Here is a 24,590-nt window from a genome sequence, read left to right on the forward strand (position 1 = left end):
AATTCTTATTTAAAATTCTTTATTCTTCAATCAAAACCCAATCACCTTTGGCGACTAAAGGTTCGGCTTGCTTATATTTAAGTGTTTTATTTTCACCACTCATTACATGTTTGATAGTCACACGATCATTACGCCCAATTTTTGGTTTGTCTCTCACGATAGTTTCAACAACTTGATTTTGACGTTGGGTATTTTGACCTGCAGCTCTCGATTGCGCCGAGCGTTCATCTAAATTAGGAATATCTTCCTTAGTTGTCTGAAGTTGTTCTTTCCTTCTGGTTTTCGCTTCCTGAATTGCATCGGTAGTTTCGGTTGGTAATTCACCTTTAAATAAAAAGGAAATCACATCCTTATTCACCTGGTCCATGGTGCTTTTAAAGAGTTCAAAAGCTTCAAATTTATAAATTAATAATGGATCTTTTTGCTCGTGAACAGCTAGTTGAACGGATTGTTTTAGCTCATCCATTTTGCGCAAATGCGTTTTCCAAGCATCGTCAACAATTGCGAGTGTGATATTCTTTTCAAAATCGTTAATGAGTTGTTTTCCTTTGGATTCATAAGCTTTTTCAAGATCGGTAACGACCTGAAGTTGTTTTACGCCATCAGTAAATGGTACCACAATTCGCTTAAATTTCTCGCCTTGATTTTTATACACATTTTCAATTACCGGAAATGCCAAATCCGCATTGCGTTGCATTTTATCGCGGTATTGATTAAACGCAGATTTGTAGACTTCTTGTGCCATTTTTTGAACCGGAAGTTTTGAAAAGTCACTTTCTGCAACTGGGCTGCTCATTGAGAAAAAGCGAATGAGTTCAAACTCGAAGTTTTTAAAATCGTTAACCGCCTGATTTTTTTCGCAAATTAATTCTGCTGTGTCGTAAATCATGTTGGCAATATCAACGCGTAAACGCTCACCTTGCAAGGCGTGCTTACGTCGTTTATAAACTACTTCACGCTGGGCGTTCATAACGTCGTCGTACTCTAACAAACGCTTTCTTATTCCGAAGTTATTTTCTTCTACTTTTTTCTGTGCACGTTCAATAGACTTTGAAATCATAGAATGCTGAATGACTTCGCCTTCTTTTAAGCCCATTCTGTCCATCATTTTGGCAATACGTTCACTGCCAAATAGGCGCATTAAATTATCTTCTAACGACACATAAAATTGTGAACTTCCAGGATCACCTTGTCTACCAGCTCTACCGCGTAACTGTCTATCTACACGTCTAGAATCGTGACGTTCTGTACCTACAATCGCCAAACCACCTGCTTTTTTAACTTCGTTAGATAGTTTGATGTCGGTACCACGACCTGCCATGTTCGTAGCAATAGTAACTTGACCGGGTTTACCAGCATCAGCAACAATATTGGCTTCTTTTTTGTGGAGTTTCGCATTTAGAACATTGTGAGGAATTTTGCGAATGGCAAGCATTTTGGCTAATAATTCACTTATTTCTACAGAGGTTGTTCCAATTAAAACCGGTCTTCCAGCTTCTGATAATTGCGTTACATCTTCAATTACGGCGTTGTATTTCTCGCGCTTGGTTTTGTAAACTAAGTCTTCTTTATCATCACGTGCAATTGGTCTGTTGGTTGGAATTTCAACCACATCTAGTTTATAGATTTCCCAGAATTCACCAGCTTCGGTTACCGCAGTACCTGTCATACCCGAAAGCTTACGATACATTCTGAAATAATTTTGAAGCGTTATAGTTGCGAAGGTTTGCGTAGCATCTTCAATTTTTACATTTTCTTTTGCTTCAATTGCTTGATGCAAACCATCACTATAACGACGACCGTCCATAATACGTCCGGTTTGTTCGTCTACAATCATTACCTTGTTGTCCATCACCACATATTGGGTGTCTTTTTCAAACAAAGCATAAGCTTTTAGGAGCTGATTAAGTGTGTGAATACGTTCCGATTTGATGCTAAAATCTTTGAAAAGTTCTTCTTTAAGCTTGGCTTCTTCTTCAGCAGGCAAACCTTTCCTTTCAATTTTTCCGATTTCCGTACCCATTTCAGGCATGATAAAAAAGTTGGGATCGTCTTTGCCTGAGAGAAATTCGACACCTTTATCTGATAAATCTACTTGATTATTCTTTTCGTCGATAACATAGTATAAATCTGCATCAATCTTGGGCATTTCGCGATTGTTATCCTGCATGTAGAAGTTTTCAGTTTTTTGAAGCAGTAGTTTAATACCTTCTTCACTTAAAAACTTGATTAACGCTTTGTTTTTAGGAATACCACGGTAAACCTGCAATAATTTAAAACCACCGTCTTTGGTATTACCTTCAGCAATTAATTTTTTTGCTTCTGCTAAAACAGCAATTAACTGCTGGCGTTGTTCTGCCACAATCGATTCAACTTTAGGTTTAAGCTCTGTAAATTCATGTCGATCTCCTTGCGGAATTGGTCCAGAAATAATTAATGGTGTTCTGGCATCATCAACTAATACCGAATCGACCTCATCCACAATCGCAAAATGGTGGCGACGTTGCACTAAATCTTCAGGTGAATGCGCCATGTTATCTCTTAGATAATCAAAACCGAATTCATTGTTGGTACCGTAGGTAATATCGGCATTATAAGCTTTTTTTCTTGCGGCAGAATTGGGTTGGTGGTAATCTATACAATCAACACTTAAGCCGTGAAATTCAAAAATTGGTGCCATCCACGCGCTATCACGTTTGGCCAGATAATCGTTCACCGTTACTAAGTGTACACCTTTACCCGATAATGCATTTAAATACATTGGAAGAGTGGCTACCAGAGTTTTACCTTCACCTGTTTGCATTTCGGCAATTTTCCCTTGGTGCATTGCAATACCACCAATAAGCTGAACGTCGTAATGAATCATATCCCAGGTAATCGGCTTACCAGCAGCATCCCAAGAATTACTCCACACGGCTTTTTCATCAGAAAGTGTGACATAACTTTTACTTCCTGATATTTCTCTATCAAAAGTATTGGCCGTAACGGTGATTTCGGTATTGTGAAAAAAGCGTTTGGCTGTTTCTTTAACTACAGCGAATGCTTCAGGTAATATGTCGTTTAAAACAGCTTCAGTAGCTGCGTAAATACCGTCTTCGATAGCATCTATCTCTTGGTAGATATTTTCGCGTTCGTCAATATCTTCGGTGTCTTGGGCTTTTTGTTTAAGGTGTTCAATTTGCTCGTAAAAAGGCTTTCGTGCTTCGGCAATTTGGGCTTTAAAGCCTTCAGTTTTGGCTCTTAATTCGTCGTGAGATAGCGCTTCAATAGCAGCTTCAAAAGTTTTAATTTTATTTACGATTGGCATGATGGCTTTTACATCCTGCTTGGATTTATCGCCAACAAAAACCTTTAGTACTGAATTTAGTATATTCATAGGTATTGTATATATTAAAGCCTTAATGCGTGTTGCATTGGCATTTTTTTTGTTCTGTATGTTGTTCGCATGTAACCTTCAAAGATAAGGTTTATGCGAGGTTTATAAAAAGAAAACCAAACAAAAAAAGCCTCGGTAGGAGACTTTTTAATTATTCTGTTTTATTGTTTTTAATATTCGTCCTCATTCCAGAGGTAATCTTCGTCTGTTGGATAATCCGACCAAATTTCTTCAATTGAATCATAAGAATCGCCTTCATCTTCTATAGATTGCAGGTTTTCAACAACTTCTAATGGCGCTCCTGTTCTAATTGCGTAGTCTATAAGTTCGTCCTTAGTGGCTGGCCATGGTGCATCGCTTAAATAAGATGCTAATTCGAGGGTCCAATACATTTCTTATGTGTTTTAATTTTCTGCAAAAATAAATTTTCTGCTCAATAAATCAAGAAAAAAGTACATTATTTCATCATTAATAAAAAGAGCGTAAAAAAAAGCTGGTTTTTCTTAGAATTCTTTTGTTGGAATCCATTTAATTTCGTTTGCTTGCAATTCATGAGACAACTTCCGTGCCAACACAAATAGGTAGTCTGAGAGTCGGTTTAAATATACTAAAGTCTTATCCTGAAAAGGAGAAATCTCCATAAGTGCAACGGCTAGGCGCTCGGCACGTCTACAAACACAACGTGCTATATGACAGATTGACACTGTAGGATGGCCACCAGGGAGGACAAAATGTGTCATTGGCGGTAATTGTGAATCCATTAAATCAATAGCTTTTTCTAGAGTCTCTATATCTGCCTGTGAAATTTTTGGAATATTTAATCTTTCTTTTCCGCTTTTCAAGATGGCTTTATCAGGATCGGTTGCTAAAATGGCACCAACGGTGAATAATTTATCTTGAATGTCCATAAGAAATTGTTGATGACTCTTGTTAATTTCCTGATCTCGTAACAATCCAATATGTGAGTTGAGCTCATCTACAGTACCATAACTTTCAATTCTTATATGATGTTTTGGTACGCGAGTACCGCCAAATAGGGCAGTAGTGCCAGTGTCACCGGTTTTTGTATATATTTTCATAGATTTTTTAATTAGTAATTACGTTCTCCAAAGATATTACTTCCAACCCTAATCATAGTGCTGCCGCATGCAATAGCAATGTTGTAATCACTACTCATACCCATTGAAATAATTTTTAAGTCTGAATTATTTGTTTGAAGGTGCTTAAAACTGTCAAAAGCATTTTTGAGTTTGTTGAATTCGGTTTTGAGTTGGACTTCATCGTCGGTAAAGGTTGCCATTCCCATAAGTCCAACAATATTGATGTTACTTAGTTTATTTACTTCTGGAGATGTTATTAAGGCTTTTGCATCATTAGTTGAAAGTCCAAACTTCGAATCTTCTTCAGCTATTTTAATTTGGATAAGACAATTAATTGTTCTTTCGTATTTTTTGGCTTGTTTGTCTATCTCTTTTAATAATTTTATACTATCAACGCTGTGAATAAGGCTAACAAAAGGAGCCATGTATTTCACTTTGTTAGTTTGAACATGGCCAATCATATGCCATTCAATATCCTTGGGCATGGCCTCAAATTTTTCTGCCATTTCCTGAATTTTATTCTCACCAAAAACGCGCTGGCCTGCATTGTAGGCTTCCATTAAGTCGGAAATTGGTTTTGTTTTTGAAACTGCTACTAATGTAACGTGTTCTGGAATTTTTGAAACAATGGTTTTTAAATTATTAGTTATTGTCATTTTAGTATTCATAAATTGTTAGGCCACTGCGTAGCTTTGGTAAAATGTAGGTACTTTTTGGTGGCATCGTTAAGCCTTCGTTGGCAATGCTTTTTAGCTGATCGATGGTAGCTGGTCGCATATTAAATCCAACTTTAAATTCGCCGCTATCCACAAGACTTTTAATGTTTATTAATTCATTTTTAGCGTTAGAATAATCTATGCGATTGCTGTTTTTCAAATCTTCAATTCCTAATATTGGTTGCAAAATTGTTTTATAAAGCAAATAAGCATCTAATTCGTCTAAGGAAGTATTAAAGGAGTAGGCCGATTTTCGTAAAACTAAAGCATAAAATTCGCCATCTAAGTACATACTAAATTGATGCGCCCTTTCTGGATGATATGGAGTAGTGCCTCGATTTTCAATTTTATAAAAGCCATCTAGCTTTACTAAAAAAGCTTCTTTGTTTAATCCATTTAAATCTCTAACAAGTCTGTTAAATTCATGAATCCTCAAGTGCGATTCAGGCAGAAAATAACACATGAAAAAATTATAAGATTCGTTGCCGCAATGATTTTGATTGTGTGTTTTTTCATCCTTGTACAACAAATAAGATGAAGAGCATCGGTGATGACCATCGGCGATGTAAACGGTTTCGATTTTTTTGAATTCACCTTGAATGATGGCGATAGTATCGGGATTTTCTATTTTCCAGAGATAATGTGTGTCACGATAGGTCATAGTGAATTCGTACTCTGGAAATGCTTTTTGAGTATGTGTAATAATGTCTGCAATCACATCATTGTCGCGATGGGTGAGCAACACAGGCTCTGCATTAAAACCTACAGTTTTCAAGTAGGTTTTAAAGGTTTCTTCACGATCTGAAATAGTATCTTCATGTTTTTTGATAACATTATTTTCATAATCTTCGGCATGGGCTAAAGCAATTATGCCACTGAATTCGTATTTATCTCTATTTACAATTTTATAAACGTAAAGCGTTGGCTTTTCATCTTGAATAAAAATACCATCTTCTTTAAATTCCAAATAGCGATTTCTAACTAAATTATAACGTTCGCTACCTTTAATAACTTGATCGTATTTGAACCCCGGATTAATGATATGTAAAAAGCTAAATGGATTGTAATGCATGCGCGAATCTCGTTCTTCTGCTGTGTAGCTTTCGTAAGAACGAGAAGCTACCAAACCAACTTTACTGCGGGTTGGCCTTACTGCTTTAAACGGGATTATTTTGGTCATTTTTTTATGGTAAATTTTTAAAAAGAATTGTTACTTATACTGAAATCGTTGTGTTTTATGAGAACTGTTTAGCCACTTTTTCCGCTTTACGGCTTTCGGAATAATCATAAAAGCCTTCACCAGATTTCACACCATATTTGCCCGCACGAACCATGTTTACGAGTAAGGGACAGGGCGCATATTTTGGATTTTTAAAGCCTTCATACATCACATTTAAAATGGAAAGACAAACGTCAAGTCCAATAAAATCTGCTAACTGCAATGGACCCATAGGATGTGCCATACCGAGCTTCATTACGGTGTCAATTTCGGTTACGCCAGCTACACCATTGTAAAGTGTTTCGATGGATTCGTTTATCATTGGCATTAAAATACGGTTGGCAACAAATCCCGGATAATCGTTCACTTCAACCGGAATTTTGCCGAGTGTTTTGGATAGTTCCATAATGGTTTCCGTTACTTCGTTAGTCGTGTTATAACCACGGATAATCTCTACTAATTTCATAATTGGCACCGGATTCATAAAGTGCATTCCTATTACAAGTTGTGGTCTTTTGGTAACCGCAGCTATTTGTGTAATGGATATGGATGAAGTATTGGTCGCAAGAATAGTGTTTTCAGGACAGGCTTCGTCCAATTGTTTGAAAATTTTTAGTTTTAATTCGATATTTTCGGTGGCTGCTTCTACTACTAAATTGGCGAATTCAACACCTTGATTAATATCGGTAAATGTTGAAATATTGCTTAGTGTATTTTCTTTGTCGGTTTCAGAAATCAGGTCTTTTGCAACTTGTCTATCTAGATTTTTGCTTATCGTATCGATACCGCGTTTTAGGTTGCTTTCGCTTAGGTCGATAAGTTTAACTTTAAATCCTGACTGCGCAAAGGTATGGGCAATACCGTTACCCATAGTACCTGCGCCTATTACTGCTATATTTTTCATTGTATTTGTTGTTTTGTGATACTGTATTTAAAATTGATTGATAATCATAGTAGCCACGCGCAATGCCTCGGTGCCATCATGCAAGGTAACAACCGGTTTGGTGTTGTTGTTTATGGCATCAGCGAAGGTTTCTAATTCATCTAAAATAGCGTTGTTATTAGAAACTTCAGGATTATCGAAATAGATTTGTTTGCTAACACCTTCGGCATTTTGAAGAATCATGTCAAAATCGCCCGGTTGTGTAGGTGCGTCTTTCATTTTTACGACTTCGCATTTTTTCTCAAGAAAATCAACTGAAATATAAGCATCTTTTTGAAAAAACCGAGTTTTACGCATATTCTTGAGCGAAATTCTACTCGCTGTTAAATTGGCTACGCAGCCGTTGGTAAATTCAATACGAGCATTTGCAATATCTGGTGTATCGCTTATGACACTTACACCACTTGCGGAAATATTTTTAACGGAAGATTTCACAACACTTAAAATGATATCAATATCGTGAATCATTAAATCTAACACGACAGGAACATCGGTTCCACGTGGGTTAAATTCTGCAAGTCTATGACATTCAATAAACATCGGATTCTTAATATTGTCCTTAACGGCCGTAAACGCTGGATTAAAACGTTCTACGTGACCAACTTGTCCTTTAACATTGTTTTCGGCCAATAAAGTTCGGATGGTTTCTGCTTCTTCAACGGTATTGGTAATGGGTTTTTCTATAAAAATATGCTTGCCTTTGGCAATGGCTTTTTTGGCACATTCAAAGTGCGATAAAGTTGGTGTCACAATATCAACAACATCAACAGCGTCAATAAGTTCATCTAAGGAATCAAAATAGGCGTAACCAAATTCGTCGCTAATTTTTTTACCGTTTTCAGCATCGGTATCGAAAAATCCAATAAGTTCATATTTATCGGATTGATTGAGTAATCTTAAATGGATTTTTCCTAAGTGACCAGCACCAAGAACGCCTACTTTCAGCATAATTTTAGGTTTTTAACAAAAATAGTTGTTTTGAAATAAAAATAATACAAATGAAATTATAAATTGCCTAAATAAATGTAGGCTTTTTTCAATGCGGATAGACGGTATTTTTTCAGATTTAACTTTGAACTTGTTTCGCATTCAATTAAATTCGCTACCATTAATTTGGCACCATTGAAAGATACGTTAAAACATCAAGGCTTACGAAATAAATTAGTTGAAATACTTAAAGATAAAGGTATTAAAAACCGTGAAGTGCTTAATGCCATCGGTAAAATCCCGAGGCATTTGTTCATGGATTCTGGTTTTTTAGATCATGCATATCAAGACAAGGCTTTTCCTATTGCGGCCGATCAAACGATTTCGCAACCTTATACGGTGGCGTTTCAAACTGAATTACTTCAAATAAATAAGGGTGATACGGTGTTAGAAATCGGTACTGGTAGCGGCTATCAAACGGCTGTTTTATTAGAACTAGGAGCTAAGGTTTACAGTATTGAACGCCAACAAGAATTATTTAAAAGAACTTCAAAGTTTCTACCAAAACTGGGTTACCATGCTAAGAAATTAATTTTTGGCGATGGCTATATTGGGTATGCTGAAGCGGCACCGTATCAAGGCATTATTGTAACGGCTGGAGCACCTAAAATTCCTTCAGATTTGCTTGCGCAATTGGCTATTGGTGGTAGATTGGTAATTCCAGTAGGTGATTCGACTCAAGTGATGACACTCATCATTCGGAAAAGTGAACAAGAATTTGAAAAACATGAGTTTGGTGGATTTCGATTTGTGCCACTTTTGGAGAACAAAAATTAATTTCGCGGTAAATAAGCGTTCGGAATTGGATTTTCAGGAGTTTCTTGTGTCCAATAAACGTTTAATATCCACCAGCGTTCACCATCGTTTAAAAGCTGAATACTGTTAATACCGCGCATAAAAGGCTCTGCTTCGCCGGCACTTCTATAGGCTTGATAGGTGCTGAAAACGTGAGAAATACTGCCAAATGTTTGAATTTCTCGTTTTATTTCAACTTCAAAAAAACCGTTTTCAACCAACCATGCACCAGAAGTTTTTATATAGTCTTGAGGTTTTAAAAAACGCGCTTGATATTTACTTTCAGGTGTTTTGCCAGCTGGAATTAATTTGGCGTCAGCATGAAATAAAAATCTAAAATGATCCCAGTCGCGTTCCTGACCTTTTTCACCAGAAATCACAGCGTATAGACTGTTAATAATAGCATCTAAACTTTCAACTGAAGTAGAATAATCCTTGGCTTCTTCATTTTCTTGGGCAAAATTACCTGCGGATAAACACAGTATAAAGAAAATAGAAAAAATGTTAGTTTTCATAAATATAAAGTTTTTACCAAATTAATTAAAAAAGTTCAATCCAAAGATAATAGCATCGCCTATATAACCGCCTTGATAGGAGCGTACATAGTCCACACGAAGAAATCTGAATTTTCCCCAACCAATTTTATCCAATCCAACCGAAAATTCGTGATAAGGTCTATGACCGCTGGTTGACAAATTATGAATGCCTATCACCGTACTAAAACCCAATTTATTTATAAGAGGAATTTTGTTCAGCAAATAGCCATTAAAATTATGCTCAATATGACTTTCAAAATAACTATTATTGGTGCTAAGTCTATAATATTCAAGGTTATTAAATACATCTGTATAGCTTCCGTTGGTACTAATTCGGGTTTGATTACCATTAAAATGTTGGAAATCCATGAAGGCAATATTTTCAGCGTTAAATAATTTTCCGCTGCGCATGTTGTAGCTAAATCTACCTTTGTTTGAAATGTCAAATGACTGATATAGACGCGCCTTTATTTGTTGGAAATTATAATTGGAATTCGTAGCGCCAAGTCCTTGTTCGTAACCAATAGTTAGTGTTGGAAATTTGTCGTTAGGAATATTCGACTTCGTTCTAGGATAACTCAAATAATTTTGACCAAAGTTAAACTGCGCGGCTACATTCAATTTTACGATATTATGAGTGTCAAACGGAGCCACGCCGAATGCTGCTGGATCTAGTGGATTGTTACTGCTGTAAATTTTATCGTTTTTATCAAAATAAACCTCATCCGAAGTATTAAACAAGGCTTTTCTGCGTTCGTAACTCATGGTACCGAAAAGTCTAAAACCATTAGCAATCTCCTCTGAAAAAGTAAGCTGCAGAAAACTTTTGTCGTAAAGCTTCATAAAGTTACTTTCAAAAAATAAAGATGTAAAACTGTTAGCCAGAGGTGTTATAGGTTCGCTACTATTAAATTGCTCAGTCGTTACACCACCCGATAGCGATAAAATTGCCTTGCTAATATTGTTAAATTTATAAGTTAATGAACCTGTGGCGCGCAATCTGTCATCAGAAAACCCGTAATTTAAACTGGCATTGGCAGAAAAGTATCTTCTAAATTCATCATAACCTTTGGTGTAGAAAAAATTCATACCAGCATGGTATCCTTGAACGGTATTGAATTGCACAGCTCCGATGGGAATATTATATCCAATTCTAGTGTTCTTATGAGAATTTTGGTAGGTGTAACCTGTTAAGGCCGAAAGCGGTTTGAATCGGTTTTTTGCGCGATCTACAGAATCTAAATAAGGTTTTGATTTTTTTAGAATTTGGATGCTGTCTTTTTTAACGTAATCGGTAATTTCTTCGGTAGTTAGTGGCACGGGTCTCGACATGGTCCAATAAGCACTATCCTTTTTGTTTGCATTTTCTATAAAGGAAACCAACTCGCGATTAAAATCTTTTTTGCTAAGGTTATTGTTAAAATTGTAGTCGCTATAAACTGCTGTAAACCTACCGTCACCTTTAATACCAAATAATCCGTACTTAAAGTCGATATTTTGCGAAATTAACGCCCAAATTTTATCGGTAGCTGAATAGGTGAAATTTTGTGAAATGGTTAAAATATCAGCAGCTGGAATTCTAGCTTGTTCGCCCGTAATACTCAATTCTGTGGCGTAAATAGTCCATTGATCTTCAACTATATAAATATAACCCGAGAACACGCGGTCCTTGGCTCTTTTTGGAGTTACGATTATTTTATTGATAAGGTTTTGTTGCTCGTCATAAAAGGTGCCTTCAAGTTTATAGTTATAGTGACTAAAGGCAAAATCGGCAATTGGTGATACAATTTGATTGCCCAATTCTATAGTGTTGTTGTAAAAATTATAATCTACATCGCTGGCATTATTAAAACTGAAACCACTTTCATCTCCACTTACTTTTGAAGCCATGATGGTTTCCTTAAGTTTATCGGGCCGTAAAAATTTAAGCTTAGAAACCGTTTCGGAAAGATAAATAATTCCACTTCTTGTAGAATCTAATCCACCGCCAAGATCACCAACTTCAACTCCTAAAATTTTTTCTGGTGCGTCTTTAATTCGAATTAAGCCACGAGAATAAAAACTAGCAGAAAATGAATTTATTTTTTCCAGATTTTTCTTTCTGTTATCAATGGCATTCCTAATGATTAGGTTGGCAGGGTTTTCGTCAGCATTGATAACTATTTCATTTAAAGAAATTTGAGTTTCCTCTAATGTGACATTTTTTTCAATAGGAAACTCGTTAACTTCAATACTTACTTTTTGTGTTTTGTAACCTAAATATTGAAAAACCAAAGTATAATTTCCGGGTTTTGATATGTTAAGTTCATATTTTCCGGCTTCGTTGGTAGTGGTGCCAGTGTAAGTGTTTTCGATAAAAACGTTAACGTATGCCAACGCTTCATTGTTGATATTTGTAACCGAACCTTTAACCTGAGAAAACACACTTATAGGTAAAACAAGTAATGCGATAAACGTAAGAATGGATTTCATTTAGGATTTTTAGTACATTTCAAACATAGGTATAAATACACTGTTTAATGTTACAGAAAACCTAAAGTTAATTTAGAAGTTTTTTTTGATACGTTCTACGTCACGCTTCACATCTCTGTCTTTAATACTATCGCGTTTGTCGTAAAGTTTTTTGCCTTTTGCCAAAGCTATTTCTAATTTTGCGAATCCGTCATCGTTAATAAATAATCGCAACGGCACGATGGTAAGTCCCTTAGCCTGAACGTCTTTTCGAAGTTTTTTAAGCTCTCGTCGGTTGAGCAATAATTTGCGTTCCGCCTTGGGTTTATGATTGTAATAATTGCCAAACAAATATTCTTCAATTGTCATATTAATCACAAACAATTCTCCAGCATCATTAAACTCGCAAAAACTTTCTGCAATAGAGGCTTTACTGCTGCGAATAGACTTGATTTCAGTGCCAGTTAAAACAATTCCAGCGGTGTAAGTATCAACTATCTCGAACTCAAATCGTGCACGTTTGTTTTTTATGTTAATGTTTTTCTGCATGGATGGCAAAGGTATTGATTTATTTGCAATTTATTGAAGTGGTCGTAAGCTAATGCTTAATTTTACGACAATAATTTGAAACCTTAAAATATGCTGAAATCACCATTTTTACTACTTATGTTTATGGCAATAATAAGTTGCAAAAACGAGCCTAAAACTACAGTACCCGATGCGCACTTGATTATTGATAAATCGATGGAAAGAGCAGGTTCTAACCTGGTTTCAATGTCCGAAATTGAGTTTGATTTTAGAAATATTCACTACAAAGCCATAAGAAATAAGGGACATTTTCAATTAAGCCGAACTATAATGCGCAATGATTCTATTATTTATGATGTTTTAAATAATGCTGATTTAAATCGTTATGTAAACGATAGTTTAATTGAATTAAGTGAAGTTGATATAGCTAAATATAGCAGCTCTGTAAACTCAGTTCATTATTTTTCTGTGTTGCCATTTGGCTTAGACGACACGGCTGTTAATAAACGTTATATTGATAGCACAATGATAAAAAATCAACCCTATCATATTATTGAAATTACCTTTAATGAGGACGGTGGTGGCGAAGATTTTGAGGATGTTTTTTTATATTGGATCCATGCCCAAACCTTTAAAATTGTTTATTTGGCCTATAAATTCTTTACTGAAGGTGGTGGTATGCGATTTAGAGAGGCTTATAACGAACGCTTTGAAAATGGTATTAGGTTTGTAGATTACAAAAATTACAAGCCAGAAACAAAATTAGTGACTTTAAGAGAATTGCAAACCTTATTTGAAAGTGATAACCTTGAGTTGTTATCAACCATTCAATTAGAAAACCTAAAGGTTACTTTAATTGATAATTAGCAATTGTTCTGAAACGTGTGAACCGTAAATCGTAACAATAAATAAGGAACCGTTTTGGCTATCAGCAATTTCCTGATATTTATTTTGACCAATCAAAGCATTTACGATTTCTGGAATATTGTCGCTATGGCCTACAACAAAAATATTTTTCCCTCTAGTTTCCTCTAGAAAAGTATTATTTACCAGATTATTAGCTTCATATTTTTTTGGCTTTAGCTTATTGTGGTTGGCAAGCGGTAAAGCTGTTTGCTGAGTTCGATGGTAGTCAGTAGTAAACACCAAATCAAATGAAATATTACTTAGAACTGTTTTCCAGTTTTCAGCACGATTTAATCCTTCGGAAGTTAAATGAGGGTTTTTGTTTTCTGGATTGGTTCGGTCTTTTTCGGCATGACGCACCAAATAATAGACCGTTATTTTATTGTGATTTTTTTCGAGGTCTTGTGCATTCAGGAAGGCTGAAAAAGTCAATGCAAATAATAAAGTCAGGAAAATGGATTTCATATTTTGGAGTAATAAATAATACGTTGATGCTTGTTATGCGAGTTCTAAAGCAATTTCTATCATGTCTTTAAAAGTGGTTTCGCGTTCTTTGGTCGTGGTGCGTTCACCGGTTACTAATGAATCGGAAATGGTTAAAATTGATAAGGCATGAACTCTGTGTTCTGCGGCAATAGTGTATAATCCTGCGGTTTCCATTTCCACACAAAGCACCCCAAATTTAGACCACTTTTTATAAGATTCAAAATCGTCGGCATAGAATATGTCACTAGTAAAAATATTCCCAGCTTTAACTTGTATCTCTTTTGTTTTGGCTATTTCTACTGCTTTTATAAATAGATTAAAATCGGCTGTTGGTGCATAATCAGCACCACCGAACCTCAGTTCGTTTACCGCAGAATTAGAAGAGGCCGCCATGGCTATCACAATATCGCGAATTTTAACGTCGGCTTGATACGAACCTGCACTACCAACACGGATCAGGTTTTTAACACCATATTCGTTGATTAGTTCATGTGCATAAATAGATATACTAGGTACGCCCATGCCAGTTCCCATAACAGAAACGCGTTTTCCTTGATATAAACCTGTATATCCAAACATGTTTCTCACCTTATTAAAACATATTGGGTTTTCAAAAAAAGTATCTGCAATCCATTTGGCTCGCAATGGATCTCCAGGAAGTAGAATGGTTTCTGCAATCTCTCCGGCTTCGGCTTCAATATGTACGCTCATGGCGTAAATATAATAAAATTGATGTGATTAATAGGCCAAGGTAGCTTCTTCGTCGTTAACAATTGCAACACCTGAAGAGGTGCCTAATCTGTTCGCCCCAGCTTGAATATACTTCAGTGCTTTATCGTGTGTATTGACACCACCAGAAGCTTTAATTTTAACTTGGTCTTTGACGGTTTTTTTCATGATCTTCACGGCTGTTAGAGTAGCACCGCTTTTTGAAAAACCGGTAGAGGTTTTAACAAAATCGGCGTTGGCATCTATACAAATTTCACAGGCTTTAATAATTTCATTTTTAGAAAGTTCGCTTATTTCAAGAATTACCTTCAATATTTTGTTGCCAATAGCATGTTTTACATCGCCGATATCTTTCAAAACTGCTAGGTAATTTTTACTTTTTAAAAGTCCTAAATTTATAACCATATCAATTTCGTCGGCACCATCTTCAATGGCGTTTTTCGCCTCGTAAACTTTAGCTTGGGTTGACATGGCTCCTAATGGAAAACCAATAACAGAACAGACCTTTACATCAGTTTTTGCTAGTGATTGTTTGGCAAGTGCCACATAACAACTGTTAACACAAACTGCTTTGAATCTGTTTTTTTTGGCCTCATTGCAAAGTGTAATAATTTCGCGCTCGGTGGCCGTTGGCTTTAAAAGCGTATGGTCTATATAACTAGAAATATTCATAATATGTAGGTATCTTGATTTTTTGTTAAATCAACAATTGTTTAATGATTACTGTAAATTTGGGAATTAATAGCACGCAAAGCTAAACATAATTGCGTTAGATAAAAACTAAAATTTTGTCAAAATATTGCTTTTTTTGTGAAAATACTTTGTCAACTACATGAAATATCTCAAAATAAAATTGTTAGATTTTAATAATCGATGATACTTTTCGAATTTGACAAAAAGTAAAATTCATAAAGACCCAAAACAACTTTAATTGAAGAAAAAAAGCAACACGCCTTTCTTTTAAGAAATTTGTGTTGCCCTTTTACTAACCAACCAACTATAAGACTCTTATATTTTAAAATTGTTACGTTTGTTATTATATTTCTTCAACCACTAGGTCGCCTTGGTTTCTAAATACCAACTCGCCATCAAATTCATCGAGTAAAATAATGCTGTCTGTAGTTACAGAGCCGGCAAGAATTTCTTTACTTAATGCGTTTAATACTTCTTTCTGAATAACACGCTTTACTGGTCTTGCTCCGTATTCAGGATTGAAGCCCTTCTCAGCGAGATAAGCTTTTGCCTCCATAGTAGCATCGAAAGTGATTCCTTGTTTTGCTATCATTTTAGTGATACCCTTTATTTGCAAACCAACAATATCTAAAATATTTTCTTTGGTTAAAGGCGTAAACATAATAGTATCGTCTATACGGTTTAAAAATTCGGGCCTAACGGTTTGTTTTAGTAATCCTAATACTTCAATTTTTGCTGCTTCCATCGCTGAATCTATATCTTTTAAAGCTCGGAATTTCTCCTGAATTATTTCACTTCCCATATTGGAAGTCATAATAATAATAGTATTTTTAAAATCGGCAACGCGGCCTTTATTATCAGTTAACCTGCCTTCATCTAATACTTGCAAAAGAATGTTGAATGTATCAGGATGCGCTTTTTCAATTTCATCTAATAATACAACCGAATATGGTTTTCTGCGTACTGCTTCGGTAAGTTGTCCGCCTTCATCATAACCAACATATCCCGGAGGCGCGCCAACCAATCTGCTTACGGCATGGCGTTCTTGATATTCGCTCATGTCTATTCTGGTCATGGCGTTTTCGTCATCGAATAAGTACTCGGCAAGTGCTTTGGCTAATTCGGTTTTACCAACGCCAGTGGTTCCTAAAAACAAGAAGGTTCCGACGGGTTTTTGTGGATTTTGCAATCCTGCTCTACTTCTTCGTACGGCATCACTAACAGCTACGATAGCTTCTTCTTGTCCAATAACACGTTTGTGCAATTCGTCTTCTAATTTTAAAAGTTTATCGCGTTCACTTTGAAGCATTTTGGTAACCGGTATGCCGGTCCATTTTGCTACAACTTCTGCAATGTCGTCATAAGTGACTTCTTCTTTTATTAATGAACTACCAGATTGATTCTCTCGCAGTTGCTTTTGCAGTTTTTCTAAAGATTCCTGAGCCTCTTTAATTTTTCCGTAACGCAATTCAGCGACTTTACCGTAATCGCCTTCACGTTCAGCACGTTCGGCATCAAGTTTATAATTTTCAATATTTGATTTTTCTAATTGAATATTATCAACTACTTCTTTTTCACTTTTCCATTTGGCATTAAGGCTATTGCGTTCTTCTTTTAAATTCGCAACTTCCGCACTAAGGGATTTTAGTTTGGTCTCATCTTTTTCACGTTTAATGGCTTCAATTTCGATTTCGAGTTGCATTATTTTTCTGTCGAGCACGTCTAACTCTTCTGGTTTGGAGTTGATTTCCATCCGCAATTTCGACGCTGCCTCGTCCATTAAATCAATAGCTTTGTCTGGTAAAAATCGGTTAGTGATGTAGCGTTCCGACAATTCCACGGCTCCGATAATGGCTTCGTCTTTAATTCGTACCTTATGATGTGTTTCGTATTTTTCCTTAATGCCTCGTAAAATTGAAATGGCACTTTCAGTATCTGGTTCGTTTACTACTACTTTTTGAAAACGACGTTCTAATGCTTTGTCTTTCTCAAAATATTTTTGATACTCATCAAGTGTTGTGGCTCCAATGGCGCGTAGTTCACCTCTCGCTAAGGCTGGTTTTAAAATGTTTGCTGCATCCATCGCGCCTTGTCCGCCTCCAGCACCAACTAAGGTATGAATTTCGTCAATAAACAAAACAATATCCCCTTCGCTAGTTGTAACTTCCTTAATTACTGCTTTCAGACGTTCTTCAAACTCACCCTTGTATTTAGCGCCGGCAATAAGTGCACCCATATCTAAGGCAAATATTTGTTTGTCTTTAAGATTTTCGGGAATATCACCATCTATAATCCTGTGGGCTAAACCTTCGGCAATGGCTGTTTTACCAGTACCTGGCTCACCAACTAAAATTGGATTGTTTTTTGTGCGACGTGATAAGATTTGAAGTATGCGTCGTATTTCTTCATCACGACCAATTACAGGATCTAACTTTCCATCACGCGCTAACTGATTTAAGTTTTTGGCGTATTTATTAAGTGAATTATAAGTTTCCTCTTGACTTTGCGAGGTTACACGGTCGCCTTTACGCAATTCATCAATTGCAGCCTGCAAACCTTTTTCCGTCACGGCTTGGTCTTTTAGCATTTTAGCGATTGGACTGTTGGATTTGAAAATTGCCAACACTAAATGCTCTATAGAAACGTAGTCATCCTTCATTTTTTTGGCAATGATAGACGCCTCATTAATGGACTTGCCTGCCTCGCGAGATAGCATTATTTCGCCGTTAGAAACTTTGGCGAAACTTTCTAACTGCTTATCAACGGCTAAATTTAAGACACTAATATTAACATTTAATTTTTTAAGTAGAAACGGAATTACATTGTCATCAACCTCAATAATGGCTTTGAAAATATGTTCATTTTCTATTTGCTGATGCCCTAAGCTTTGCGCTAATTGTTGCGCTTGCTGAATGGCCTCTTGCGATTTTATGGTAAAATTGTTTAGGTTCATAATGGTTTTGTTATAATGGGATTTAAATTGTTCTTCTTTTTCCATAATGAATAGTCAATTTTCTTACCATTAATAAATTGCAGACATTATGACTGATTTTAAGTGAATTGTAATGACTATTTGTCGGTTTGTAAGGAATGTAAATTTTAAAGACTACTTTTATTCAACGTATTAAAATCAACAGAAAATGGGACTATTTAAATCTATATTTGGGAGTAATGAACAACAAAAAGATGCTAAGATTTTACCTTGGATTTCACTTAACGAAATTCATCAACTAGATGCCATTATGGAAGCTTCAAAAGTGAAGCCGCAATTCATATTCAAACATTCAACGCGTTGTGGTATTAGTAAAATGGTTTTGAATCAATTCGTTAAGGCTTATTCTTTAAATGCGCAAAATGCAGATTTATATTATTTGGATTTATTGAACTATCGAGAAATTTCGAATGAGGTTGGTTACAAATTTCAGGTGATGCACCAATCACCTCAATTACTCATTATCAAAAATGGCGTAGTTGTAACACACGCTTCGCACGGGGATATTAACGATGTAGAAGTTTCAAGCTTTATCTAAACCTGTATGAATTGATAATTCGTTTTAATTGTAATTTTAAATCTTCACCAGAGTCGTAAATCATTTGTTCATTTGGTGGAAATGGTATTTGACTGTTTCTTATTAAAACTATATCTTCTTCTTGAAGCGCACGTTCATCACCGCGAAATGTGGCGAAGAAATTCTCAAAAACAAATTGACTATCAATGGGGAAATTATCTAAGATTTGATTGTTCTTTAAATTTTTAAATACCACAGCTGCAATTACCTGAGTGGTTTTAAATTGTCGATAATGAAACAGTCTCGCACGTACATCAATGATATTATCAATTTTAATATCGTTTCCGATACTGTCTTTCATCACGTTTCCGTTGCGGTCTAATTTATATTTCCAACCATCAACAATTCTTTTTTCGCGCAGTATTTCTTTTTCACTTTGCTGTTCTGGGGATATGTTGATGCGGGCTAGTTTTAACTGCATGGCGTAATCATATGATAAATTTTTTTGTGGTTCGGCATGAAAAACAGTCCAAAACTTATCCAAACCATAGGTGTTAAAATCTAATAAATAATCTTCTAAACGTCTAGGAATTATTTGATTGGTTTGATTTTGAATACTTACGATAACATAATCAGTGCCTTTGTTGTAGGCCTGCGTCATGAGCGCTCTTAAATCTTTGTAATTGGGGTTGATACTTTCGATAAACTCAAAATCTTCGTAAGCTGTGCGCGCATCTAATTTATTAGGTGAGTTTAAAAGACTTTTGGCTTGGTCGTATAAAAAGGCAGAGGCTTCAGATTTGTATGTTACCAAATCATTGGTGTAGTTACGACTGTTAAATCGTATTTCGTTACCATCAACATAAAGTGGTAACACGGCTCTTACAGCTTCTTGTCGGGAGTTTAAGGCCTTGTAAGCTTCAAAAACACGTAAGGAATTAGCTGGTATGTTTTCAGCTTTAAGTAATTCTATATTATTTAAATCACGGGTATTCGCTTTATCGTATGCCGATTTTAGAAGGTAAATAAAAGTCGGCTTTTTTTCCTTATTAGTTCTTAATTTATTCAAAGCGTTGCTGATGGCGGCGTTGTAATTTCCTGTACTTATAGATTTCTCAATGCTTTTTGCGCCATTACAACTTACTAATAGAATCGATAAAATAACAATTGATAAAAGTGGTTTCATCCGAAGATTTTTTACATTTTTTTAGCACCGCAAAATATAAAAAAAAGCACAACGTTTGGGTTGTGCTTTCGTATTTATTCAGTTGCTTTATCAACGACAACTCTTTCGTCTCTATTGGCGAGTTCCCATGCCGTGTGAAATACTAGCCTCGTTCTGTTTTCGAGTAAATCGTATTCAATTTTATCAGGCGTATCACTTGGTCGGTGATAATCGTCGTGCGTTCCATTGAAATAAAAAATTACTGGAACATTATTTTTAGCGAAGTTATAATGATCGGAACGGTAGTAAAATCTGTTGGGATCGTTTTCGTCGTTGTAAGTATAATCTAAGGTAATGTTGGTGTATTTTGAGTTGACCATTTCTGAAAGATCATGCAATTCTGTACTTAATTTATCGCTGCCAATTAGATAGACGTAGTTTCTATCACCAGTGCGTTTTGGATCGGTTCTTCCAATCATGTCAATATTTAAGTTAGCTACTGTATTGGCAAGGGGGAAAATAGGATCGTTATCGGCGTAATGTGCCGAACCTAACAAGCCTTTTTCTTCACCTGTAACATGAAGAAATAAAATAGAGCGTTTTGGCGCATGACCATTGTCTGCAGCCATTTTGAAAGCTTCAGCTATTTCAATAATTGCAATGGTTCCTGAACCATCATCGTCTGCACCGTTATAAATTTCACCATCCTTTACACCTTCATGATCTAAATGCGCTGAAATCACAATAATTTCATCAGGCTTTTCACTTCCTTTGATATAGGCAACTACGTTTTCAGACATAACATCTTCACTTCTGCTGGTGATGTTAAAATCGGCCTTTGTTTTTAATATTTCTGCTGAATTAGATGTTAGTATATTTGGATGCAGTGCTATACCCAGTTTTTCATTAATCATCATGATCATCATTGGGGTTTCTTCCGATTTTAAGGAAAGTCTCCCGCTACGGCTAGCTTGTCCTTTGTAATAACTAGAATAGCGAGGAAATAATTCGGCATCCATAATTATTAAGCCTTTAGCACCTTTTTTTAAGGCAACATCTCTCTTAGAAGCAAGGGCTTGACGGCCATTAACCCATTTGGTTGGCTCTGACGACCCAGAGGTTATATAATTGCCGTTGGCGTCTACTGGTTCGCCCGATTTAATTAAGACTATTTTACCTTTAACATCTTGAGTATAATCTGAATAATTGTCGTCTTCAACCCCAAATCCTGCATAAACAATATCATTAACTGTAAAGGAAGTTGTTGAACCACCGCTAATTGTAATGACATCATTGTATGTTTCAAAAGTAGTATTATTGACCTTAATGGTTGTTTCTACAGCGCCTAGTTTCTCCAATGGAACTGGTTGAAAATAATTATCACCACCTAGAGGAGAAGCAATTCCTAAATCAATATAATGTTGTTTTAAATATTCAACAGCCTTTTTTTGTCCGGGCTCGCCAGTTTCTCTACCTTCAAATTCATCTGAAGCATAAACATAAAGCATGTCGCTCAATTCATTTGCAGTAATAGTTGACGCGTAAGTTACCGCTACATCTTCGGTTGTGGTTTGAGTTTGTTTAGTTTCTTGAACTGCTGTTTGGGTGCTGCTACCACATGCTAAAATAAAGAATGTTGAAAACAGCAGATAAAATATTTTTTTCATTAGAGTATTAATTTTAGGTGTTAGCTAGCAAATTTAAACTAATATCTAAAATAATGACCAAGGGCTTTGGATTATAAGAATAGTTTAACGAATTAAATCGGATTCAAGATAATGGTTCATATTGGCGAGATACCAAGCGGTAGTAAAAATATACTGGGTGCGTTTTTCTAAAAGCTGGTAGTTTATTTTATCCTCGGTATCGGTAGGTTTATGATAATCTTCATGCTCACCATTAAAAAAGAATATTACTGGAATATCTTTCAAGGCAAAATTATAATGATCCGATCTGTAATAATAACGATTAGATTCGTTTTCTTTATTGTACCGATAATCTAAGTCGAGTTTGGTTGAAAATTCATTTGCCTTTTCGGCGATAAATGGAAGTTCGGTGCTGTGTCGGTTTCCCCCAATTAAATACAAATACTGATCGCCTTCTTCATGCTTAAAATCTGTTCTTCCAATCATGTCTATATTGAGGACAGCCATTGTTTTTTCAAGAGGAAATATTGGGTTTTCGGTGTAGTAACGTGAGCCTTGTAAGCCAATTTCTTCTGCAGTGACGTGCAAGAATACAATGCTTCGTTTTGATTTATAGCCGTTTTGGGCTGCTATCTGAAATGCTTGTGCTATTTCTAGAACTGCGGCAGTACCAGAGGCATTGTCGTCGGCACCGAAATAAATCTTTCCATCTATAATGCCTTCGTGATCGGAATGCGCCATAATTATAATATGCTCATCAGGAAATTCTTCACCTCTTATAAAGGCGATAACGTTTTCTGATTCGCCATATTTATTTGGTAAATAAGTAGAAGGTACTATTTGAGCATAATCTGGAGCGTTTTCTGGAGGAGCTATACCTTGTTCCTTATAGTAATTTTTTAGATAATCACAAGTCATTTGATGACCTATTTGCCCAACGCGTCTGCCTTCATATTTTTCTGAGGCTAATTCAGAAACGATCGTTTTAAGGTCAACTATGTTGATGGTATTTAGGTGTGATTTAAGAATTTCTGGTTGTTCAAAAACAATACTATTTTTGATATTTTCGATACGTTCGGTGTAACGTAATGTGGTACACGATCCCACAAGAAATAATGCAGTAACAAATGATAATTTCATTTAATATCCCTTTTAAGGTCAAATAAACTAAAAAAAAAGGGAACATCGAAATGTATCCCTTCAAAAGTGTTTCAATAAGAATAAATTAATCAATATCTAAATCTAAGGCTTCTAGTTCTTCTATGGCTTTTTCTTTCGATTCTTCTTCTCTTAATTCTAAAGCCTCAGTATCTCCCACGGTACTTTCACTGAAAATGGAATTGTATACCATAAATCCAGCTGCTATAATAGTAAGTAATAGAATATACTGGACTGGTTTTTTAGATTTCGATTGTTTGTTGGATATTACATAAACCAACAGCGCCAATATCACCGCCAAAACTGCTGGAAAAATTGCAATATTTGAAAAAGGCGTAACAGCTAAAATCAAGGTGAGTATTGCAGCAATAAATCCGATAATAATGATTAATTTTCTCATATTTTATGCATTAATCCGGTTGCTGATTTAATTTTTAATTCGCCATTTCCCACAGGGATTTTGAATTTTCCATATACAGGGATTTTATTGGCGTCGGCAGTTAACCATAAAATAAAGTCGGTATTTTTGCCTAACTCATTATTTTTCGGAAGTGAAATACCTAATTTGAAGCATTCTTTTCGACCTAATGCCGTTGAAATGGTTTCTTTACCAAGCATTTTAACGTTTATTGTAAATTCTTTGTTATCAAATAAAATAGTGAATTGTGATGTATCATTTACTTTGGCTTTACCAATATCGAGATTTCTAATTTGGTATAAGGTCGTAACCAAATCTCTTGTATTACTGCCAATGGTGAGCGTTTTCTTTTCTTCCCAAAACTCACCTTTACTGTTTTTTTTGCGCATTAAGCTATGAACCGTATTTGTTTTTTGGTTGAAGTTATATTGCATAAATTTATAATATCCACCTTCATCTATATCTCTTTTGTATAAATAGGGTGTTAAATAATTTGGACTCACATAACTTTCATACAAGTCGCGTATTTTAAAAAAGCTATCCCATTTACTGTAGGTTACCGCAGTGCATTTTAATTGCATTAAAGTGGCTTTTGAAGTTTTTACTTCCGAGGTTTGCATGGTTACTTCTGCCAAGTCGGTAAGAATTCCAGACATATTGTAAGATGCAGTAAAGACCAGCTTTTCACCAGCGGCAATCGTTTTATTTTGTGAATTTAATAAACCACTGATAAATAATAAGAGTATTAAAATTGAAGCGCGCATAAATTGATTTGTTAGATTGAAAAACGGAAAACGCATTTATTGTGCCGAAATTACAATTAGTATTTTTTTTTGCCAATTTTTTTAATGTGTCATTTTTTTGACCCTTTGAAAAAGTTGGGGATTAAAAATTTAGATGGAATAAAAAATTGTTTTCCAATTTGAATAAAGTTTGTTTAAAAGGATTAACTGCGTTGATCCCAGAAAGGGAATCCAATATAACATTCAAATGCTTCGCAACAACGTTGCGAAGCATTTGAATGTGGAGGAGAAAGAGGATTAAATTTCCCATGTTCACACGCTCCTGATAATAAAGCTTAAAACTGCTTTCGCAGTATTTTGGCTTTTGTTTTTTATCCATTTTTGAAAACTGCGTTTCCAACATTCCTAAAAAGCAAAAGCCCAATATCTTATCAGATATTGAGCTTTGCTCTAAGCGGAGAAAGAGGGATTCGAACCCCCGGAGGT

The 24,590-nt window shown here is 35.6% G+C and carries 22 protein-coding genes; 3 read left to right on the plus strand and 19 right to left on the minus strand.

Translation table 11 applies throughout. The features are described from left to right. Positions 1 to 19: 19 nt before the first annotated feature. The 7 genes from secA to V7Z48_RS04505 form a co-directional block, all read right to left on the minus strand. Positions 20 to 3,376: a preprotein translocase subunit SecA gene (secA, locus tag V7Z48_RS04475; protein WP_334112197.1), complete on the minus strand. Its 3,357-nt coding sequence runs from the start codon at positions 3,374 to 3,376 to the stop codon at positions 20 to 22. 170 nt (positions 3,377 to 3,546) lie between these two features. Next, on the minus strand, positions 3,547 to 3,768 hold the full coding sequence (locus V7Z48_RS04480; protein WP_019387375.1) for a DUF2795 domain-containing protein: 222 nt from the start codon (positions 3,766 to 3,768) through the stop codon (positions 3,547 to 3,549). A 111-nt stretch (positions 3,769 to 3,879) separates the two neighbouring features. Further along, the gene (locus V7Z48_RS04485; protein ID WP_334112198.1) at positions 3,880 to 4,455 is read right to left on the minus strand and encodes a cob(I)yrinic acid a,c-diamide adenosyltransferase; all 576 of its coding nucleotides are present in this window, start codon (positions 4,453 to 4,455) and stop codon (positions 3,880 to 3,882) included. Between the two features lie 11 nt (positions 4,456 to 4,466). Continuing rightward, on the minus strand, positions 4,467 to 5,132 hold the full coding sequence (locus tag V7Z48_RS04490) for a YggS family pyridoxal phosphate-dependent enzyme (RefSeq protein ID WP_334112199.1): 666 nt from the start codon (positions 5,130 to 5,132) through the stop codon (positions 4,467 to 4,469). 1 nt (position 5,133) lies between these two features. Next, positions 5,134 to 6,372: a DUF1015 domain-containing protein gene (locus V7Z48_RS04495; RefSeq protein ID WP_334112200.1), complete on the minus strand. Its 1,239-nt coding sequence runs from the start codon at positions 6,370 to 6,372 to the stop codon at positions 5,134 to 5,136. A 55-nt stretch (positions 6,373 to 6,427) separates the two neighbouring features. Continuing rightward, the gene (locus V7Z48_RS04500) at positions 6,428 to 7,315 is read right to left on the minus strand and encodes a 3-hydroxybutyryl-CoA dehydrogenase (protein WP_334112201.1); all 888 of its coding nucleotides are present in this window, start codon (positions 7,313 to 7,315) and stop codon (positions 6,428 to 6,430) included. Positions 7,316 to 7,342: 27 nt separating this feature from the next. Continuing rightward, positions 7,343 to 8,302, minus strand: coding sequence for a Gfo/Idh/MocA family protein (locus V7Z48_RS04505; protein WP_334112202.1), 960 nt, complete (start codon positions 8,300 to 8,302; stop codon positions 7,343 to 7,345). Between the two features lie 174 nt (positions 8,303 to 8,476). On the opposite strand from V7Z48_RS04505, the gene V7Z48_RS04510 reads away from it, so the two are divergent. Continuing rightward, entirely contained in the window at positions 8,477 to 9,118 is a 642-nt protein-coding gene (locus V7Z48_RS04510; protein ID WP_334112203.1) for a protein-L-isoaspartate(D-aspartate) O-methyltransferase, read from the plus strand. On the opposite strand, the gene V7Z48_RS04515 is transcribed toward V7Z48_RS04510, so the two are convergent. The 3 genes from V7Z48_RS04515 to smpB all read right to left on the minus strand — a co-directional run bounded on the left by V7Z48_RS04515 (position 9,115) and on the right by smpB (position 12,672). Then, entirely contained in the window at positions 9,115 to 9,651 is a 537-nt protein-coding gene (locus V7Z48_RS04515; protein WP_334112204.1) for a hypothetical protein, read from the minus strand. The two genes, V7Z48_RS04510 and V7Z48_RS04515, sit on opposite strands and share 4 nt — an antisense overlap. 21 nt (positions 9,652 to 9,672) lie before the next feature. Next, positions 9,673 to 12,144, minus strand: coding sequence for a DUF5686 and carboxypeptidase regulatory-like domain-containing protein (locus V7Z48_RS04520; RefSeq protein WP_334112205.1), 2,472 nt, complete (start codon positions 12,142 to 12,144; stop codon positions 9,673 to 9,675). A 72-nt stretch (positions 12,145 to 12,216) separates the two neighbouring features. Continuing rightward, the gene (smpB, locus tag V7Z48_RS04525; protein ID WP_334112206.1) at positions 12,217 to 12,672 is read right to left on the minus strand and encodes an SsrA-binding protein SmpB; all 456 of its coding nucleotides are present in this window, start codon (positions 12,670 to 12,672) and stop codon (positions 12,217 to 12,219) included. A 90-nt stretch (positions 12,673 to 12,762) separates the two neighbouring features. On the opposite strand from smpB, the gene V7Z48_RS04530 reads away from it, so the two are divergent. Further along, positions 12,763 to 13,518, plus strand: a complete 756-nt coding sequence (locus V7Z48_RS04530; protein WP_334112207.1) for a DUF6503 family protein — start codon at positions 12,763 to 12,765, stop codon at positions 13,516 to 13,518. Here V7Z48_RS04530 and V7Z48_RS04535 read toward each other — a convergent pair. From V7Z48_RS04535 to clpB, 4 genes are all read right to left on the minus strand, one after another. After that, on the minus strand, positions 13,504 to 14,022 hold the full coding sequence (locus V7Z48_RS04535) for a SixA phosphatase family protein (RefSeq protein ID WP_334112208.1): 519 nt from the start codon (positions 14,020 to 14,022) through the stop codon (positions 13,504 to 13,506). The two genes, V7Z48_RS04530 and V7Z48_RS04535, sit on opposite strands and share 15 nt — an antisense overlap. Positions 14,023 to 14,055: 33 nt before the next feature. Then, a complete protein-coding gene (gene deoD / locus V7Z48_RS04540; RefSeq protein ID WP_334112209.1) occupies positions 14,056 to 14,754 on the minus strand; it encodes a purine-nucleoside phosphorylase in 699 nt (232 codons plus the stop codon). Between the two features lie 27 nt (positions 14,755 to 14,781). Beyond that, positions 14,782 to 15,444 (minus strand): deoxyribose-phosphate aldolase, encoded by a 663-nt coding sequence (gene deoC, locus V7Z48_RS04545; RefSeq protein ID WP_334112210.1) that lies wholly within the window; start codon positions 15,442 to 15,444, stop codon positions 14,782 to 14,784. Positions 15,445 to 15,808: 364 nt separating this feature from the next. Further along, positions 15,809 to 18,418: an ATP-dependent chaperone ClpB gene (clpB, locus tag V7Z48_RS04550; protein WP_334112221.1), complete on the minus strand. Its 2,610-nt coding sequence runs from the start codon at positions 18,416 to 18,418 to the stop codon at positions 15,809 to 15,811. Positions 18,419 to 18,605: 187 nt separating this feature from the next. Here clpB and ytxJ point away from each other — a divergent pair, with 187 nt between their 5' ends. Continuing rightward, the gene (gene ytxJ / locus V7Z48_RS04555) at positions 18,606 to 18,995 is read left to right on the plus strand and encodes a bacillithiol system redox-active protein YtxJ (RefSeq protein WP_334112211.1); all 390 of its coding nucleotides are present in this window, start codon (positions 18,606 to 18,608) and stop codon (positions 18,993 to 18,995) included. Here the strand turns inward: ytxJ and V7Z48_RS04560 are convergent. From V7Z48_RS04560 to V7Z48_RS04580, 5 genes are all read right to left on the minus strand, one after another. Next, on the minus strand, positions 18,988 to 20,160 hold the full coding sequence (locus tag V7Z48_RS04560) for a hypothetical protein (protein WP_334112212.1): 1,173 nt from the start codon (positions 20,158 to 20,160) through the stop codon (positions 18,988 to 18,990). The genes ytxJ and V7Z48_RS04560 overlap by 8 nt on opposite strands. Before the next feature lie 74 nt (positions 20,161 to 20,234). Further along, complete coding sequence (locus V7Z48_RS04565; protein ID WP_334112213.1) at positions 20,235 to 21,806, minus strand: M28 family peptidase; 1,572 nt, start codon at positions 21,804 to 21,806, stop codon at positions 20,235 to 20,237. Between the two features lie 84 nt (positions 21,807 to 21,890). Beyond that, entirely contained in the window at positions 21,891 to 22,925 is a 1,035-nt protein-coding gene (locus tag V7Z48_RS04570) for a M28 family metallopeptidase (RefSeq protein WP_334112214.1), read from the minus strand. Positions 22,926 to 23,010: 85 nt separating this feature from the next. Then, positions 23,011 to 23,343 (minus strand): FUSC family protein, encoded by a 333-nt coding sequence (locus V7Z48_RS04575; protein ID WP_334112215.1) that lies wholly within the window; start codon positions 23,341 to 23,343, stop codon positions 23,011 to 23,013. Further along, complete coding sequence (locus V7Z48_RS04580) at positions 23,340 to 24,125, minus strand: DUF3108 domain-containing protein (RefSeq protein WP_334112216.1); 786 nt, start codon at positions 24,123 to 24,125, stop codon at positions 23,340 to 23,342. Before V7Z48_RS04580 ends, V7Z48_RS04575 begins: the two co-directional genes overlap by 4 nt. Positions 24,126 to 24,590: the final 465 nt, after the last annotated feature.

It is taken from the genome of Paucihalobacter sp. (assembly GCF_036825875.1).
GTDB lineage: Bacteria > Bacteroidota > Bacteroidia > Flavobacteriales > Flavobacteriaceae > Paucihalobacter.